The following is a 15,598-nucleotide window of genomic DNA, read 5'->3' on the forward strand; positions in this document are numbered from 1 at the left end:
GGCCGTGCCTATATAGATATTTACGTATAATAGAAAGGATAATCCCTATGAACCTGTCTACCCTATCGGCCTCGCTTGCGCCGCTGAATCTGCGGAGCTGTCTTATTCAGCAGCAAGGAAGGCTCATCTTCGAACATTATAGAGATCCGCGCACAGCCACTGAGCTGGCCAAGATCAACTCCTGCACCAAAAGCATTCTCTCCGCGCTGATCTGTATCGCCATGGACCAGGGGCTGCTTCCCGGCCCTGCGGCTCCGCTCAGTGATTTCTTCCCGCAGGTCCGTCAGGATAAGGACGCTCGGAAGGAGAACATTACGCTCGAACAGCTGCTGACCATGTCCGCAGGCTTTCGCTGGACGGAGTTCGGCGGGGCCAATTCCTTCCCTAAGATGACCCGTTCCCCCCATTGGGTGAATTATGTACTGGAGCAGCCGCTTGCGGATGAACCGGGAACCCGGCTGGAATACAATTCGGGAATCTCGCAATTGTTGTCATCCATTCTGGCACAGGCCACAGGACAAAGTACTGCAAGCTATGCCGAACAGTTCCTCTTCGGTCCGCTCGGCATCCGGGATTATGACTGGGATACAGACCCCCAGGGCATCCATACCGGCGGCTTCGGGCTGAAGCTGCGCCCTGTAGACCTGCTGAATTTCGGACAGCTCTATTTGCAGCAAGGGGCATGGGAGAATTCACAGCTCATATCCGGCAGGTGGGCCGCACGCTCGGTACAGCCTGTCCTGAAGACCAAGCCTCCACGCCACGGCGGGTACGCTTGGCACTGGTGGACAGATTCCCTGTCCCGCAGCTCAACAACCGGGGAGCATGATCTGGTTGAGTACTACTACGCACGCGGGTACGCCGGACAATTCGTATATGTAGTGCCGGAGCTTCAGCTTGTTACCGTACTGACCCAGGATAACAAGCGCGGGAAGAATAATCCTCCGGCGGATGTGTTCCGTGACTATATCGTGCCTTTACTGGGAACTATTTAAGCTTGCTCCTGATCTTGCTGGCAGCATACCACAGCAGCGGACACAGCAGGTTGAAGAAGAATACATTGAGATACCAGATTTCATTAAGCTCGGCAATCACCGAAGGGTTATCCCAGACATTCATCGCCAAGGGAATGCTGGCCAGGGCCAGCGGGATCAGCAGTCCCTTATAGTGCTTGATCCCGAACAATTCAGCGCAGCCATAGGCAGAGACGAAGAGCGTAAGGATCAGCCGGTAAAAAATAACGATGAACCAGATGATCGTAACGATAGTCTCGATCCGTTCATAGAACCCGCCTATCGTTACCGTTTTGGCAGCGAACTGGCTGACATAAGGAATGTTCGGCGGAAGGCTCTCTCCCAGTACCGCAATGATCAGCACCGTCAGCAGGAGCAAGGCGGCACAGGTAATCCAGGTGCTATGGACGAGCGCTTTTTTATAAGAAGCTTTATCCTTAATGAACGGAACCAGGAACAGGCTTAAGGCCACTTCACTGCTCGGATAGCCCAGGAACATAACCGTGCCCTGGAATATGGGCTGAACCCCCTTCTCAAAGACGGGCAGGAAGCTGGTCCATTCCGCACCGTACAGCAGGGACAGCAGGAACAGAATCAACAGCGCCATGGCAACCGGGAATGTAATCTCAGCAGACCGGCCCACCGCAATAATTCCTTTATACAGGCAATAGACCAAGGCGAATAGAATCAGGACATAGATCGCAGATGGTGGAGTCTCTATAAACAGGTCATTGCTGGCAAAGTCTCCGAGACTGCGGAGCGTCAGGATGAAGATAAGAAAGGGCACACAACAGATATACAGGGCCAGCATGATTTTACCAGCCGTCTTCCCCAGAACACGGTTTAGAAATTGCCCCAGGGAATCGCCGTTCATCTGTGTATAGAGGGCAACGAACAACCGGATAATCAGCAGTTGAATCAGCATGCCCAGCAGAATCGGCGCCCAGGAATCTTTACCGGACAGTCCAATGACCATGGAAGGCAGTCCCAGCAAGGCACTTCCCCAATAATGCAGTGTCAGCAGCATCATTAACTGGCGGGAGCTCATCTGTCCATCCCCTCCTTTGTTCAGTCTGCCCCCAGTCAACCCAGAACGTCCCCCGGCTTCAAAAATTGCAGCAGGTTAATGAACGGCCTCAGCAGATCCGGGGTGAACCCGTCTTTGGCCGATATCATAGTTAAGCCGAGCGCTAATGCGTAGAGAACGTACACCAGCGTTTTTTCCCGGAGTCTGCTCCGTTTCTTACGGAACCGGCCGATTTGCCACATCCATAGCAGCACATTGATCGAGATCAGAAAAGCATTCATGCGTCCGGTTCCTTAAATGGCGGATTTACGATTCTTCCTCTACCCTTAATGATGTATTGCACAATTACCTTCACATCCATCCTGCTGAATTTCTCATTCCACTGATCATGCCATTTACTCCAGTACCGGGGATGCTTCTGATGAAATTTATTTCCGAAGCCGAAGATATCGACGCCAAAATGGGTCTGTACATCCCTGATTCCTGTGGCAATCAGCGCCTCCGTCCGTGCAGCAGCCATCTCCTTCATCTTCTCCAGCGTCCCGCGGCTGTTCAAATCAAGGTTACATCCCACCTCGCCCACATTGGCCTCAATTCTTACCTTAACCGTTGCAGAGGGCTCCCCGTTTCGCACCTCAGGCTTAATGGAGGTCTTGGCATCCAGCACCTCCATTACAAAATCCCCGTCCATATCCGGGCAGTCTACCTTACCTACGGTCGATTTCACTTTCCCCGTCACATAGTTATAGGCTTTACTGTCCCCTTCATTCAGCCAGCCGAGCAGGACATCATCCTTCATCACGCCGATGCCCCGGTACTCAAATTTGAGCGGGCTGTTAATGGAATCCACATTTTCTTTGGTCTTCCCCTTCTCAAGATCCCCCACCAGATGCAGACCGGTCAATACAGCCTCCTGGCCGTCCAGATCAAACCATTTCATCAGATCAAGCAGGCGTACCGCCGAGGTCGGTGCCCAATTCTTCTGCGATCCGTTCAGCGAATCATAGAGATCTCTGGCCGGCAGCCGCTCCAGGGGCGTCATGATCGACAACGCATCGTAAGCCGTCCCGTCCCGGACGATGGCCACATCGAAATCCGGCCGCACCTCATGATCCCTGAACAGGAAATCCAGCGGCTTGCGGATGCCTTCTCTGGCCATGGCCTCGTCCAGCAGCAGCATGCTCAGATGGGATAGATATACCTTACGCGGCAGCATGGTGGTCAATTTACGCAGGGCTTCCATAATCGTGGCCGACTCTGTGGCAACCACAAGGGCTGGGGGGCCTCCCGCGCCGCCGCTGCTGGCCGCCGCCAGACTGGGCGCAACAATCTGCACGGTGACCCGGTAGCCCTTGTCCGTCCGGTCAATGCCAAGACCGATGGCGACCGCCAAGTCTCCGAGCTCCTTGCGGCTCCAGCAGCCCGTCAACGGAGTTACCATCAGAGCCAGCACGCAGATCAGGATTACCGTTCTTCTCATGGCTAAGCCCCGTTCCTGCTGCGTTTATTCCGCGAGCTTGACCAATAGGGACTGCGGAAGACACCGTCCGCCTGTTCGCTCTTCAGATAAGGCGCATAAGGCCGCATGTAGGGGACCCCTGCAGACTCCAGGCTGCAGATATGCACGGTCAGAATGACGAACCCTACAGTAATCCCGTATATTCCGAAGGAGGCCGCTGCCCCCATGAACAAAAACCTGATCAGCCTTATCGGGATCGACATATTGTAGGCCGGAATGACGAAGCTTGAAATCCCGGTGATCGCCACCACGATAACCATCCCGGCCGAGACAATTCCAGCGTCTACCGCGGCCTGCCCCACAATCAGAGTTCCTACAATGGACACCGCCTGACCGATGTTGCGGGGCATGCGGATTCCCGCTTCGCGTATGATTTCAAAGGTAATCTCCATTAACGTCGCTTCCACAAATGCCGGGAACGGAACGCCCTCGCGCTGGAACATAATGCTCAGCAGCAGCCGGGTGGGCAGCAGATCCTGATGGAAGGTTGTAATAGCTATATAGAGTCCGGGAGCAAAGATACTGATGATTACAGCGGTAAGCCGCAGAATCCGAATCAGGCTGGAGAACAGATAAGGCTGATAGCTGTCCTCCGCCGACTGGATGAAATCCAGGAACAGGGAGGGAACAATCATAACAAATGGGGTCCCGTCCACCATAATGGCTACCCTGCCTTCCGCCAGGCCTGCCGTGATGCTATCCGGACGTTCCGTGTTCAGCACGGTCGGAAACACCGTATATTTGTTGCTCTGCAGATATTCCTCTATGAATTCGCCTTCCAGTACAGTCTTCAGCCCGATCTGTTCGAACATCTCCGAGATCCGGTTCAGCACCTGCTGATCGACCAGCCCCTCAATATAGAGGATGGAAATATCCGTCTGTGTGACCTGCCCTACGGAACGGGTTACAATTCTCAGACGCTCATCCTTCATTTTCCTGCGGATCATGGTAATATTCGTGCGCAGATCATCGGTGAAGCCTTCCTGCGGCCCCCGGATCACCGTCTCGGTCTTGGTCTCATCAATACTCTTCTTCTCATAGCCCTGGATAGCAAGCACAAGCGCCTCTTCACAGCCGTCAATAAGCACCAGCACACAGCCGGATAAAATATCCTTGACCGCTCCGTCCAGCTCCCCGGTCGTTCGAACCTGCCCCGCACTCAGGATGTGGTTGCTGAAATAGTCCAGCAGGCTCTGCCCGTCCGGGGCGGGCGGGGCGGACTGAATCGCCGGAATGAACGACTCCTCCAGCACCTGATTATTCACCATTCCGTCCAGGAAGATTAATTCAATGACGCATTCCCGCTGTTCATGGGTCCAGTCCAGACGAAGCGACCGGGCGCTTACATCCGAGCTGTTCCCCAGTCTGCGGCAGATCCGCTCGGTATTGATGTGAGACGCCCGGCTCAGGCGCTGCGGATGCTCACTATGTACTTGGCCGGGGCTTTGTTCATGAAATTTCATATGTAGTCTCTCCCTGCTGCATATCGGCGTAGTTATGTACTTCAGTGTTGCCTAAGTAGGTTTATTTCTAAACCACGCAGCAGCCGCTTGCAGCACAAAAAAAGCCCCCTTCCCCCAGGGTAGGAGAGCAGGTGCTTATTATGTACAAACGCACGAATCCCCGCTGCCTGATTGCTTAGGGCCCGGGGATTCATGTGTTAATTACACTATTCAATTCAATCATTTCCTCCAAGTAACAAAAGCCATATCCCTGACATGGTGATTGTTCTCATAATCATATTACCGTGTTGCCCGTTCTCTCCTGTCCGGAGTGTTGCTCCATGTCCAGCATATGGGGTGGATTCCCGCGTACACGATTTCACGAAAAACGTTTTCACGGACGTTTTCCCTACTGTGATGAATCGCAGTTGTACGCTTCGCTAACCTTTTTCATTGGAATCACGCTCTTTCTTCCGCAAGAGACTTCTCCTGCTTGAATGATCAGCTTCGTTCTTCTTCCAAAAAAGATTTGCTCCTTGATTCCCGCATACCCACGATCTGCCAGAAGATGTTATCATCCACCTTCTCTATCAGCAGCCGATTCCGGCATGCTTCGCTAACGCTAGTACATCGGGGCTCTCTCCTTTCCTTCATTCATTGCTAAATTTAGGAATGAGACTATCACCTGCGGTACCACCTTGTGTTGCTGCTCTTGTTGCTGTGGTTCCTGTGGTGATGTCTACATTATACCTCAGGAATACTTAATTTTAAACTTTCAAAAACCTGCATATCCCCGCTTAATCTGCGATATTACAGGAGGAATGTAAGTAAAATGCCTATCTCTAAAAATTGCTTCGTTTACGGATTATATGCTCCCGTTAGCTGCTCTTTTCCATGTATGCGCTGTCATTTTGCCGTTAAATTTATTGGCCGGACTGAAGATTTGCTCTCCAGACCGGCCGCTGTACCTACAGGGTGAGACTATGATTTCTATGCTTGCGGGTCAAGACCATGAGCAGATAAATTCCATATAGCAGATACAGAATATTAAGAATGGAGACGATCAATCCCTCGTGCTTCAGATTCTCATTGCTGACCATAGCCAGCGCATCGTAGATGAAGTGGAACGCGATCAGCGGAACAATATTCCTGCCAGTCACGATCAGCAAGGCGAGCACACAGCCCAGCAGCAGGGCATTCATCACCTGGAGAAGCGTATGTATAAGATCATTTCCGCCAAACGCGTTGGCCATATGTAGAACCCCAAAAAGAATTGACGAGAACACAATATAAAACAGCGGGCCTTTGGAGCGCAGATAATTCCAGATCACTCCTCTAAAAATAGCTTCCTCGGTGTAGCCCACCAGCAGGGTCATGATGACGATGCTGATCACTTCAGGCGCTCCCAGTTCAATATTAATTCCGTTCATCAGCGGCTGGGCCACGGCAATAATGAGCAGCGGGATGTAGAACAGTACCGCTCTGGACGGCTTGACCTCCAGCTTGCGGAAGCCGAAGCTTACGAGCGAAGAATCCTTTCTTTTCATATATGCTGTTACAATAATGCCCATCACCAGGAAGGCGCAGGCTTGGGCGTTCCGTATCCCCATATCGCCAAGCTCCATAATCATGGCAACAGCGGAGGCTATGGATACAACCAGAGTCAGGATTACCCCCCATACCAGCGAGTAAATGACAGGATGTCCTTGTGCAGCAGTCTTCTTCATCTCTAATCTCCTTTATAGTGGGGTACCGTATTGCCGCAACAGGACAATAATGGATTAATTGTAAACGATCCTGCGGATTTATACTATATAATCTTCCAGTGGGCATCCGGGTTCTTACATGCTATAATCTCTGAATCCTACAATGAGAATGCAACATAGAATGTGGGGGTTGCAGGAGGTTACGATCAATATGAACAGTCCTATTAAAATCTTAAAAGTGACCGTGCAGCTGGAAAAAGATGAGTGTGGCCTTGAAGTAAGCCACTGGCGTCTGCTGTTGGAAACCAACCGCTATTATGAGATCAAGCCGGAGAACGGACCGGTCAAACGGATCTACAAAGAAAAACTGAATACGGTAACGGATGATACCAAATCCTATACAGATGGCTATCTGGCTTGTTCAGCGTTCTGTACCCCGGACCGTATTGATGATATGCATACTGAGATGCTGCATACGCTGCAGGTTAAGATCAAGGCCTATATTGCTGAGCTGCATTTGAACCAGCAGGCCATTGAGCTGCAGTTCAAAAGCCTGAAGCCTTCGCAAGGCGGGATCTAGGCCTCAATAACAAAAAACCGGAAGGCCGCAGACTGCGGCTTTTCCGGTTTTTTGGCTTTGCTTATTCTGTTACAGCAGTCCTGCATTCTTCACGGCGTGTTCCCAGCTTGGGGAATAATACAGCGCGCTTCTCCCCCTTCCGGTAACGTCATCAATGGCTGACCAGATAGGAGGCATCCAGAATCAGGGCGACCCGTCCGTTCCCCAGGATGGTTGCCCCGGATAGGTGGTTCATTGTCCCGAGATACGCGCCCAAGGACTTGATGACCACCTCCTGGTTGCCGATGATCTCATCGACCGCGAAGGCGGCGATCCGGTCCACAGACCGTACAATCACAAGCGGAATCGTCTTGGAATGGCGCTCTGTGCGCGGATAATGCAGCTTGTCTCTGAGCCAGGAGAGCGGTACAATCCGCCCGTGGTTGATGATGGCCTGCTCCCCTTGAACCACCTGGATCTCTTCGGGGGAGATCCGCACAATCTCAGCCACATTATACATCGGCAGGATCAGTACACGCCCGGATACCTTGATCAGCAGTCCCTTGATAATGGCAAGCGTAAGTGGCAGGCGAATTGTAAACAGTGTGCCCGTACCCGGCTCGGTCTGAATATCTATGATTCCGTTGAGCCGTCCGATCTGACTGCGGACAATATCCATCCCCACGCCGCGCCCCGACACTTCGCTGACTTCGGAGGCTGTTGAGAAGCCCGGCTCGAAGATCAGGCCAACGGCCTCCTGCGGCGTTAAGTAGCCTGCCTGCTCTTCCGTAATGATCCCCTTGCTGAGCGCAGAGGCTGTAATTCTGGCCGCATCGATACCCTGCCCGTCATCCTGGAGACGAATCACAACCTGATTCTCCTCATGAAAAGAGGTAAGCGTAATTCTGCCCTTCGGAGCTTTGCCCCGCTGCTCCCGCACCTCCGGGCTCTCAATGCCGTGGTCAGCACTGTTGCGGATCAGATGGATCAGCGGATCACTCAGCTCCTCAATGATCATCCGGTCCAGCTCCGTCTCGCCTCCCTGAATCACCAGCTCAATATCCTTGCCCAGCTTCTGGGCCAGATCCCGGACCAGCCGCGGAAACCGGTTAAACAGCTGATCAATCGGCAGCATCCGGGTCTTCATGACCCCTTCCTGGAGCTCTTTGATGATCCCGCCCATATGGTCCGATATAGAGCCTATATCAGGCAGCACCTTGGCCGGATCGCTGCGTTGACCCGCAGTGCTCAGATCGGCGAGCGAGGTCTGCTCGATCAGCAGCTCCCCCACCAGATTCATTAAATGGTCCAGCCGCTCTACACTCACCCGGACCGTTGATTGTACCGCGTGGGATTTCTCCTTGCCCGCAGAAGAGGCCCGAGGCTCAGCCTGCACGGATTCTGCTGTGGCCTGAGTATCCGTCCTGGCAGCGGATTTTTCGGGCACGAACGGTGTAATCACAATACGCTCGACATCCGTCTCTTCCGCGAGCTGTTCAGACACCTGCCGGATCTCACGCGTGGACGCTGCGACTACAGCAAACTGGCTGTAGCGGGCGTCTTCATCGGCTCCAGGGGCCGCCGGGGATGCCAAGGCAACAGCAATCACCGGCCCGCACGCCTCTTCTATACGCTGCAGCAGGATATAATGCCGGGCCGCCTTCATCTGGCAGTCCTCTCTCAGGGTGACTACCAGCGAGAGCAGCGAGTATCCCGCAGCTATGGCCTCCTCCGCCTGAAGCAGCTCCGCTGCAGTTAAGACCGGGAGCCGGACCGGCTGAGGTTCAGCAGGCTTATTGATCAGCGCCTTGATCTCCGCAACCACTGCGGAACAGTCTGTGAAGCCCTCTCCGCTGACATACTGAGTGCGCAGCAGCTTCATGGCGTCCAGCGCCTGGAAAAGCGTATCAATCAGATTGCCGGTAATCTCCGGCTTCTTCTCCCGCACCCACTCCAGCGCATACTCCACCTCATGCGTGAGATCGCTCATCTCGCGGAAGCCCATCGTGGAAGCGGAGCCCTTGATCGTATGGGCTGCGCGGAATATGGTCTGAATCAGCTCAGCGGTTGGAGCATGCTCCAGCGCGAGCAGGGACTGGTCGATCCGCTCCAGCTGCTCATTCAGCTCTTCTATGAATATATCGCGGTAAGCCGACAGTTCCATCATCATTGCTTGTTCCCCTTTTCACCCGCCCAATATTTCTTCGAGCTTCAAAATACCGATCAGCTGGTCATCCCGTTGCCCCACTCCGTGAAACACCGCATCGCGGCTGCGATTATGCCCGCCTGCCGGCGGATGAATCTCGGCGTACGTAGTGACCTTGTTCACCTTATCTACAATCAGTCCGACGAATTCGTCCCGGTAATTGACGACAATAATTCTTGTGTTCCGGGTGTATGGCTCATCCGCCATGCCCAGCAGATTGCGCAGGCTCATGACACAGACCACTTTGCCGCGAAGATTGACTACACCCTTCACTTCATTCCGGCTGAAGGGAATGTCTGTGATATTGAGCATCTTGATAATTTCGTGAATTTCCTCAATACGGATGGCACAGGTCTCGGCTCCTACCGCAAGCTCAATATATTGTTCCTTCTGTAAGGTTGACATGGCTTCACCTTCCGTCTTTAGGCTTAATGGGTTTTGAACGCGGCAGCGGACTGGGCCAAATCCTCAGATAACAGGGCCAGTGCCTGGCAGGTTGTTGCCGTCTCCTCAGAAGCCGCTGCGGACTCTTCGCTGGAGGCGGCAATGGACTGGACCGAGTTCATCACTTCAGCGGCCTGGGCGGATTCCTCCTCACAGGCTGCAGCAATCTCATTCACCTTGAGCGAAGAGTTGTTCACCATATGGATAATCTGTTCAAAAGCCTGGCTGGTCATGGAAGATTGCTCTACACTCTCAGCCACGGCCCGGACACTCTGCTTCGTATTCTCCTGCATCACCTTGATGATCTTCGTAATCTCTTTCGTGGCATCGCTGCTGCGTTCCGCAAGCTTACGGACTTCATCCGCTACTACGGCGAAGCCGCGTCCCTGTTCTCCGGCACGCGCCGCTTCAATCGCTGCATTCAGGGCGAGGAGATTGGTCTGCTCGGCAATATCGTCGATCACTTCGATGATATCTCCGATTTTGCTGGAATCCTCTTCAAGCTGTTTCATCTGGTGGTTCACCGCCTGCATCCCTTGCAGCGAGCTCTCGACGACATATCCGCCTTCCCGGGCCGTACGCACCGTGTCATTGGAGAGCTCTGCCGCTTCCTCTGCACTGGAGGCTACAGAATCAATCGCGATGGACAGCTCTTTGAACAGCTCGGTAATTTCAGCGGCCGCCGATGACTGGCTCGTACTGGTACTGGCAATCTCCTGGGTGCTTGCCGAGATCTGCTCGGAAGAGGCGGCTACGCTCTGCGAATTCATCACAATCCCGTTGATCAATTCCTTCAGGTTATCCACCATCCGGTTGAGTGCCGTTGCCAGTTGTCCTACCTCATCCTTGGTGGAGATATCCGACTGCTGCGTCAGATTCCCGTTCGCCACCTCAGTGGCTACATGCAGCATCTTCATCAGCGGTCTGGAGATCGACCTTGCGATCAGATAACCAATGATAATACTGAGGATGACAGCCGCAATAACCACCGACATTGTAAGGATGAACGACGTAGAATAGGCATTTTGTGAACGGCTGTTCGCTTGCTCCGCCAGTTCAACATTCACCTTGATCAGGCCATCCAGATTGCTGAGCACATTCTGACCCTGTACGGTCAGCTTGGTGGTCAGGAAGGTATTGAATGCTGCTGTATCGTCCTGAGCCGCGAGAACAAGTGCTTCATCAAACAGCTTTTCATAGATTTCATATTCTTTGTCAAAATCGGCCAGCAGCTCTTGCTCACGTACCGTAGTCGCCAGCGGCCGGTAGTTGTCAACCTTCCGGTTAATATCCTGGCGGCCTGCGGCAATCTTATCCTCATAATCGGCAATCTTGACGGCATCAGTGGTGTTGCTCATATCCCGCGTATAGACCCGGTTAAGCTGATAGCTGATCTCGGCAGCGGACAGATCTCTGACGGAGATCAGATTGTTGTTGTACATTTCCTTCATATTCTGGTTGCTGGTACGCAGGGATATGATGGAGTAGATTCCAAGTCCGGCCAGCAGTAAAGAGACAATCAGAAAAGCGGAGATAATTTTTGTGGCTGTTTTCATGTTTCCGAACCATTTCATGTGGCTTCCCCCTGTAGTTAACATCATAGCGTCCTTCTTGCCGGCGTTAATCTTACACTCCCCCATCAGCCGGCGGGACATCATTAGCTATATTTCGACATTTTATGCTAAAAAAATTATATTCAGATTTGTGTTTTTCATATTTTTTTCGTTAAACCCGGTGCAATCCTCTCTTTACAAAGCGAAATGTTCATTATTCCGCTGCTTGCTCCAGAATCTCCTTGACAGAACATTGAAATAAGTTATAAATAGACATCATTAGCAATTGATTCTAATCGTATTTTATCCTGCGCGAAAAGAGGCTTGTCATGTCAGCAAAAGTACCTGTGGCCGAAAAACTGGTTTTCTCAGGCGGTCTGCTGGGCCAGAATATGCTCTACAGCTTCATGTCGATGTACATCCTGTTCTTCTACACCGATCTGCTGGGGATTCCGGCCACTACCGCCAGTGTCATTCTGGTGGCAGCGAGCATTATCGATGCTTGCCTTGATCCGCTCATGGGCATGATCACCGACAAAACACGCTCCAGGTGGGGGAAATTCCGGCCTTATCTGCTGTTTGCCCCTTTTCTGATCGCGCTGGCGACCATCTTCTGCTTCTGGGACTTCGGCGGCTCCCGCACCCTGACGCTTGTCATCGCCACAATCTCGTATCTGCTCTGGGGAATGCTGTATACCGTCTGCGACACACCGCTCTGGGCCTTGTCGTCCGTAGTGTCCACAGATCCGGGGGAACGCACCTTATTCGTCACGCTGGGCAAAATCGGCGGAACTCTCGGCGCGGTCGTCATTACCGTTGGCGGTATCCAGCTGCTGCTCGCCTTCGGCGGTGAACGGAATACGCAGGCTTACCTGTACTCTGCAATCATCATCGCGGTCATCGCGGCACTCTCAATCTTCCTGACCGGGATGCTCACCAAGGAACGGGTCATCCCGTCCACCGAGAAGATTTCATTCCGCCAGAACCTGCAAACGGTGTACAAAAACAAGCCGCTGCTCACCCTGCTCGCCTCCCTGCTGATTATCAACCTGGTGAACGGCATCCGGCAGAGCATTCAGCTCTATTATGTGGTCTATGTCTGGGGAGATGCGGGGTATGCCACACAGGTCGGAATCAGCCTGGTGGTCGGTATGCTGCTGGGGATGATCGCTACGCCGCCGCTGCTGCGCCGCTTTTCCAAGAAGAAGGTGTTCATTATCTCCTGTATTCTGGGGAGCGCCGCCTGCATCCTGCCTTATCTGCTGGGTGACCATAACGTCCTGAATACGCTGGTGTTCTTCGCGGTCAGCTTCTTCTTCTCCGGCATGACGACGATTGTCAGCACCTCGATGCTGCTCGATACGATTGATTATTCGGAATGGAAGCTGGGCTTCCGGGGCGAGGGCATTGTGTTCTCTACGAACACCTTCATTACCAAGTTCAGCGGGGCGGTATCGCGGATGATTATCGGGGCCAGTCTCGGCCTGCTTAGTTACGTAGAGAATCAGCCTGCGACTCCGCAGCTCCAGAACGGCCTTAGCTTCGTGATGTTTCTGCTGCCTGCTATCTGCTTCCTGGCCGCTATTCTGCCGATTCTCTTCTACAATATCACTGAGAAGCAGCGGGTACAGATCCTGAGCGATCTGAATCATAGCCGGTCCTTATAGTGGGGCTTGTGGGGGGATGAGCGGATGGAGGAGAGATGATGGCGGGGAGATACTTTTCCCTGATTGAAACGTTCATGCTCATGCTTTGGGGTGCGGCTAGGTGTAACGGACTCAGCTGCGCTTATTTCTGCCAAAAGGCACGATTGGAGCAAGTTACGGACTCCACGGCCCTTATTGCCGGATTTTCCGCGCCATAACATTGATTATGGAGCAATTAAGGGTGCCTTAGTCCGCAAGGCAACCAATTAAGTCTGTTTCTTGTAAATAACGACTCTCCTGTCCGTAAGGAGCAGGCCCGGTTGAGTAATTTCTCTTCATACAACCTTGAGAGGGACTAACTGAACCCTTACCCTAGATTAATAAGGAGGTAGTTGGAATATGGATGCATCCACAATAGCCGCACTGCTGTCCCCTCCCAACCTGTTCGAATGCCGGAGGATTTTATGTATACAGCCGCACCCTGATGATAATGAGGTTGGCATCGGCGGCACCATTTCTTCATTCGCGGAGCGGGGCTGCGAGATTCATTATCTTACCGTCACGAACGGAGATCTGGGCGCGGTGGACGAGCAGTTGTCTTCCGCCGGGATCGCCGCAATCCGCGCAAACGAACTCGTAGCAGCCGGAAGGTCGCTGGGAGCTACGGTGTTCCACCAATTAGACCATGGCGACGGTACACTGGAGCATATCCCTGCCCTCGCGGGCGAGATTGCCGAGATCATCCGGACGGTGCAGCCGGACCTGATTCTATGTCCTGATCCGTGGCTGAGCTATGAGGCGCATTATGACCATATCGTTACCGGCAGAGCCGCAGCGCAGGCTGTCCTGTCCTCCGGACTGCCCCTCTATCCGAGAGGCACCCTTACCCGGCCATGGCAGCCGAAGGCCATCGGCTTCTACTTCACAGCAGAGCCTAATACGGTCATCGACATTACGGACCACTTCGAGCGCAAGTTCGCAGCCATGGCCCTACACGCCAGCCAGTTCAGTGAAGAGCAGCTCGCCATGTACCGGTTCTATTTCGGCGAGCAAGGCCGCCAGCTGGCCGAAGGCAGAGGCTTCGGGCTGGGCGAAGGGCTGAAGGTGCTGTCGCCGCTGCACCTGCACTGCTTTGTGGATGCCCGGCGGATTTGACGGCTGAGTGCTGGGGCATGTGCTAGCGGGGCGTGTGCTGGCATGGCGTGGGTGCTGGGGTGTGGTGTGTGCTGGCGGGGCGAAGGTGCTGGGGTGTTGAGTGCAGAGAGGCTAGGCTACGGAAGTTGGGCCGGTAGAGCGCACGCCACACCATTAGCAGGTGCCCCAACCTCCCCTTCAACTAACAGGTGGATAAAAGTATCTTAATTCAGCGATTCCCGGCACTTTCAGGCAGACAAGTGGAAAAACAACATCTACTATTGTCTGTTTTTCCATTTCAGCGTAATTGTGATTTATTAAGTGCTATTTTTCCAACTATCATCCTAGCACCCCTCATTCGTTCATCAGCAAGTGTTGAAAATCCACCTATTGTACCGCACACTTAATGCAAAAGAGCAGCAATCCCCCAATCATAGGGAGATTTGCTGCTCTCTTTCTTAAGCAGGAAGCTCGGCCAAGCGGTAGTATGGTATGTTCAATACTGGCTTGAAGCCCAGCTTTTGCGCCAGTCTGAAGGAACCCACATTCTCCATACGGCAGCACCATACCGGCTCCAGTCCTTGCTCCAGGCAATAATCGATCAACTTACAGCTCACAGAGAAGGCGAAATGCTTCCCCCGGTGACCCGGTGCCGATTCGATTCCAATCTCAAGCATATCCTTTGTCCGGTAAGCCGAGAATGCGCTGGAGGCTTGCTCCCCCTCCCATATTAAGGTGTATCCCCTGCCTGAGGCCAGAAAGTGTTCTGCATCCCGCCAGAAATACCGGGGAATGACAGCACCTGTCTGCTCACCGAACCCTTCTCCGTTCATCTGAACAATTTCTGCATCCTGCCGGAACCATTGCGCCTTCGCACGGTAGAAGACTTCAGGGTCAAATGTAAAGTTCACCCGGGTTTGAATGTACATACTGCGTGTATCCGCTGCATCAAGTAACAGATTATACTCTGTAAGCATAGCTTCAATCAGCGGGTCCCAGCCCCCTGCCGGATCAGCCTGCAGCCATTCCGCTGAATGCCTGTGCCCCGTCTTGTTCGTAATATAATCCGCTAAGCTCCGGTTAAATTCCACATTGCCCGAATCCCCATAGACCAGCGACATCCCGTATTCATGAGCCACGTAGAAGGTACGGGGGTTATGTACAGAGTCCACATACACATTGCCTGTCGTCTGCCCGCTCAGCACGCCTTCAGCGAACAGGGTGTTGATCTTCACTTCCTTTAACAGTGGCCAAGCCAAGGCATAATCCTGTTTATCCAACTTTAGCATGTTTTGCTCCTCTTATTTTTCTACTTATTATACCTCACTCTGTCGCCCATGAAGGAATGA

General features: G+C 53.0%; 13 protein-coding genes. 4 read left to right on the forward strand and 9 right to left on the reverse strand.

Translation table 11 applies throughout. The features are described from left to right. Positions 1-47 precede the first annotated feature (47 nt). Complete coding sequence (locus MHH28_RS10055; protein ID WP_405114449.1) at positions 48-995, forward strand: serine hydrolase domain-containing protein; 948 nt, start codon at positions 48-50, stop codon at positions 993-995. On the opposite strand, the gene MHH28_RS10060 is transcribed toward MHH28_RS10055, so the two are convergent. The 5 genes from MHH28_RS10060 to MHH28_RS10080 all read right to left on the reverse strand — a co-directional run bounded on the left by MHH28_RS10060 (position 988) and on the right by MHH28_RS10080 (position 6,728). Next, positions 988-2,061 carry an endospore germination permease gene (locus MHH28_RS10060; protein ID WP_405114451.1) on the reverse strand — a complete coding sequence of 358 codons (1,074 nt, stop codon included), beginning with the start codon at positions 2,059-2,061 and terminating at the stop codon, positions 988-990. The genes MHH28_RS10055 and MHH28_RS10060 overlap by 8 nt on opposite strands. Positions 2,062-2,096: 35 nt before the next feature. Next, positions 2,097-2,321, reverse strand: a complete 225-nt coding sequence (locus MHH28_RS10065; RefSeq protein WP_405114453.1) for a hypothetical protein — start codon at positions 2,319-2,321, stop codon at positions 2,097-2,099. Further along, on the reverse strand, positions 2,318-3,520 hold the full coding sequence (locus MHH28_RS10070; protein ID WP_405114455.1) for a Ger(x)C family spore germination protein: 1,203 nt from the start codon (positions 3,518-3,520) through the stop codon (positions 2,318-2,320). Before MHH28_RS10070 ends, MHH28_RS10065 begins: the two co-directional genes overlap by 4 nt. A gap of 2 nt (positions 3,521-3,522) precedes the next feature. Beyond that, complete coding sequence (locus MHH28_RS10075; protein WP_405114457.1) at positions 3,523-5,022, reverse strand: spore germination protein; 1,500 nt, start codon at positions 5,020-5,022, stop codon at positions 3,523-3,525. Between the two features lie 947 nt (positions 5,023-5,969). Next, the gene (locus MHH28_RS10080; protein ID WP_405114459.1) at positions 5,970-6,728 is read right to left on the reverse strand and encodes a CPBP family intramembrane glutamic endopeptidase; all 759 of its coding nucleotides are present in this window, start codon (positions 6,726-6,728) and stop codon (positions 5,970-5,972) included. Between the two features lie 190 nt (positions 6,729-6,918). On the opposite strand from MHH28_RS10080, the gene MHH28_RS10085 reads away from it, so the two are divergent. Then, complete coding sequence (locus MHH28_RS10085) at positions 6,919-7,287, forward strand: hypothetical protein (protein WP_405114461.1); 369 nt, start codon at positions 6,919-6,921, stop codon at positions 7,285-7,287. A gap of 151 nt (positions 7,288-7,438) precedes the next feature. Here the strand turns inward: MHH28_RS10085 and MHH28_RS10090 are convergent, their stop codons facing one another. Genes MHH28_RS10090 through MHH28_RS10100 form a run of 3 tightly spaced genes read right to left on the reverse strand, consistent with a single transcriptional unit; the run spans position 7,439 to position 11,490 of the window. Next, positions 7,439-9,436 (reverse strand): chemotaxis protein CheW, encoded by a 1,998-nt coding sequence (locus tag MHH28_RS10090; protein ID WP_405114463.1) that lies wholly within the window; start codon positions 9,434-9,436, stop codon positions 7,439-7,441. A gap of 15 nt (positions 9,437-9,451) precedes the next feature. Continuing rightward, complete coding sequence (locus tag MHH28_RS10095; protein WP_405114465.1) at positions 9,452-9,877, reverse strand: chemotaxis protein CheW; 426 nt, start codon at positions 9,875-9,877, stop codon at positions 9,452-9,454. Between the two features lie 23 nt (positions 9,878-9,900). Further along, positions 9,901-11,490, reverse strand: coding sequence for a methyl-accepting chemotaxis protein (locus MHH28_RS10100; protein ID WP_405114467.1), 1,590 nt, complete (start codon positions 11,488-11,490; stop codon positions 9,901-9,903). A 308-nt stretch (positions 11,491-11,798) separates the two neighbouring features. Between MHH28_RS10100 and MHH28_RS10105 the strand changes: the two genes are divergently transcribed. Further along, a complete protein-coding gene (locus MHH28_RS10105) occupies positions 11,799-13,136 on the forward strand; it encodes an MFS transporter (RefSeq protein ID WP_405114470.1) in 1,338 nt (445 codons plus the stop codon). Between the two features lie 378 nt (positions 13,137-13,514). Continuing rightward, a complete protein-coding gene (locus tag MHH28_RS10110) occupies positions 13,515-14,270 on the forward strand; it encodes a PIG-L deacetylase family protein (protein WP_405114473.1) in 756 nt (251 codons plus the stop codon). Positions 14,271-14,707: 437 nt separating this feature from the next. Here the strand turns inward: MHH28_RS10110 and MHH28_RS10115 are convergent, their stop codons facing one another. After that, a complete protein-coding gene (locus MHH28_RS10115; RefSeq protein ID WP_405114474.1) occupies positions 14,708-15,538 on the reverse strand; it encodes a GNAT family N-acetyltransferase in 831 nt (276 codons plus the stop codon). Positions 15,539-15,598: the final 60 nt, after the last annotated feature.

It is taken from the genome of Paenibacillus sp. FSL K6-1217 (assembly GCF_045040735.1).
Classification (GTDB): Bacteria; Bacillota; Bacilli; order Paenibacillales; family Paenibacillaceae; genus Paenibacillus_AQ.

Coding starts and splice junctions, on each gene's coding strand:
- MHH28_RS10055 (WP_405114449.1), top strand. CDS start 48: ATGAACCTGTCTACCCTATCGGCCTCGCTTGCGCCGCTGAATCTGCGG.
- MHH28_RS10060 (WP_405114451.1), bottom strand. CDS start 2,061: ATGAGCTCCCGCCAGTTAATGATGCTGCTGACACTGCATTATTGGGGA.
- MHH28_RS10065 (WP_405114453.1), bottom strand. CDS start 2,321: ATGAATGCTTTTCTGATCTCGATCAATGTGCTGCTATGGATGTGGCAA.
- MHH28_RS10070 (WP_405114455.1), bottom strand. CDS start 3,520: ATGAGAAGAACGGTAATCCTGATCTGCGTGCTGGCTCTGATGGTAACT.
- MHH28_RS10075 (WP_405114457.1), bottom strand. CDS start 5,022: ATGAAATTTCATGAACAAAGCCCCGGCCAAGTACATAGTGAGCATCCG.
- MHH28_RS10080 (WP_405114459.1), bottom strand. CDS start 6,728: ATGAAGAAGACTGCTGCACAAGGACATCCTGTCATTTACTCGCTGGTA.
- MHH28_RS10085 (WP_405114461.1), top strand. CDS start 6,919: ATGAACAGTCCTATTAAAATCTTAAAAGTGACCGTGCAGCTGGAAAAA.
- MHH28_RS10090 (WP_405114463.1), bottom strand. CDS start 9,436: ATGATGATGGAACTGTCGGCTTACCGCGATATATTCATAGAAGAGCTG.
- MHH28_RS10095 (WP_405114465.1), bottom strand. CDS start 9,877: ATGTCAACCTTACAGAAGGAACAATATATTGAGCTTGCGGTAGGAGCC.
- MHH28_RS10100 (WP_405114467.1), bottom strand. CDS start 11,490: ATGAAATGGTTCGGAAACATGAAAACAGCCACAAAAATTATCTCCGCT.
- MHH28_RS10105 (WP_405114470.1), top strand. CDS start 11,799: ATGTCAGCAAAAGTACCTGTGGCCGAAAAACTGGTTTTCTCAGGCGGT.
- MHH28_RS10110 (WP_405114473.1), top strand. CDS start 13,515: ATGGATGCATCCACAATAGCCGCACTGCTGTCCCCTCCCAACCTGTTC.
- MHH28_RS10115 (WP_405114474.1), bottom strand. CDS start 15,538: ATGCTAAAGTTGGATAAACAGGATTATGCCTTGGCTTGGCCACTGTTA.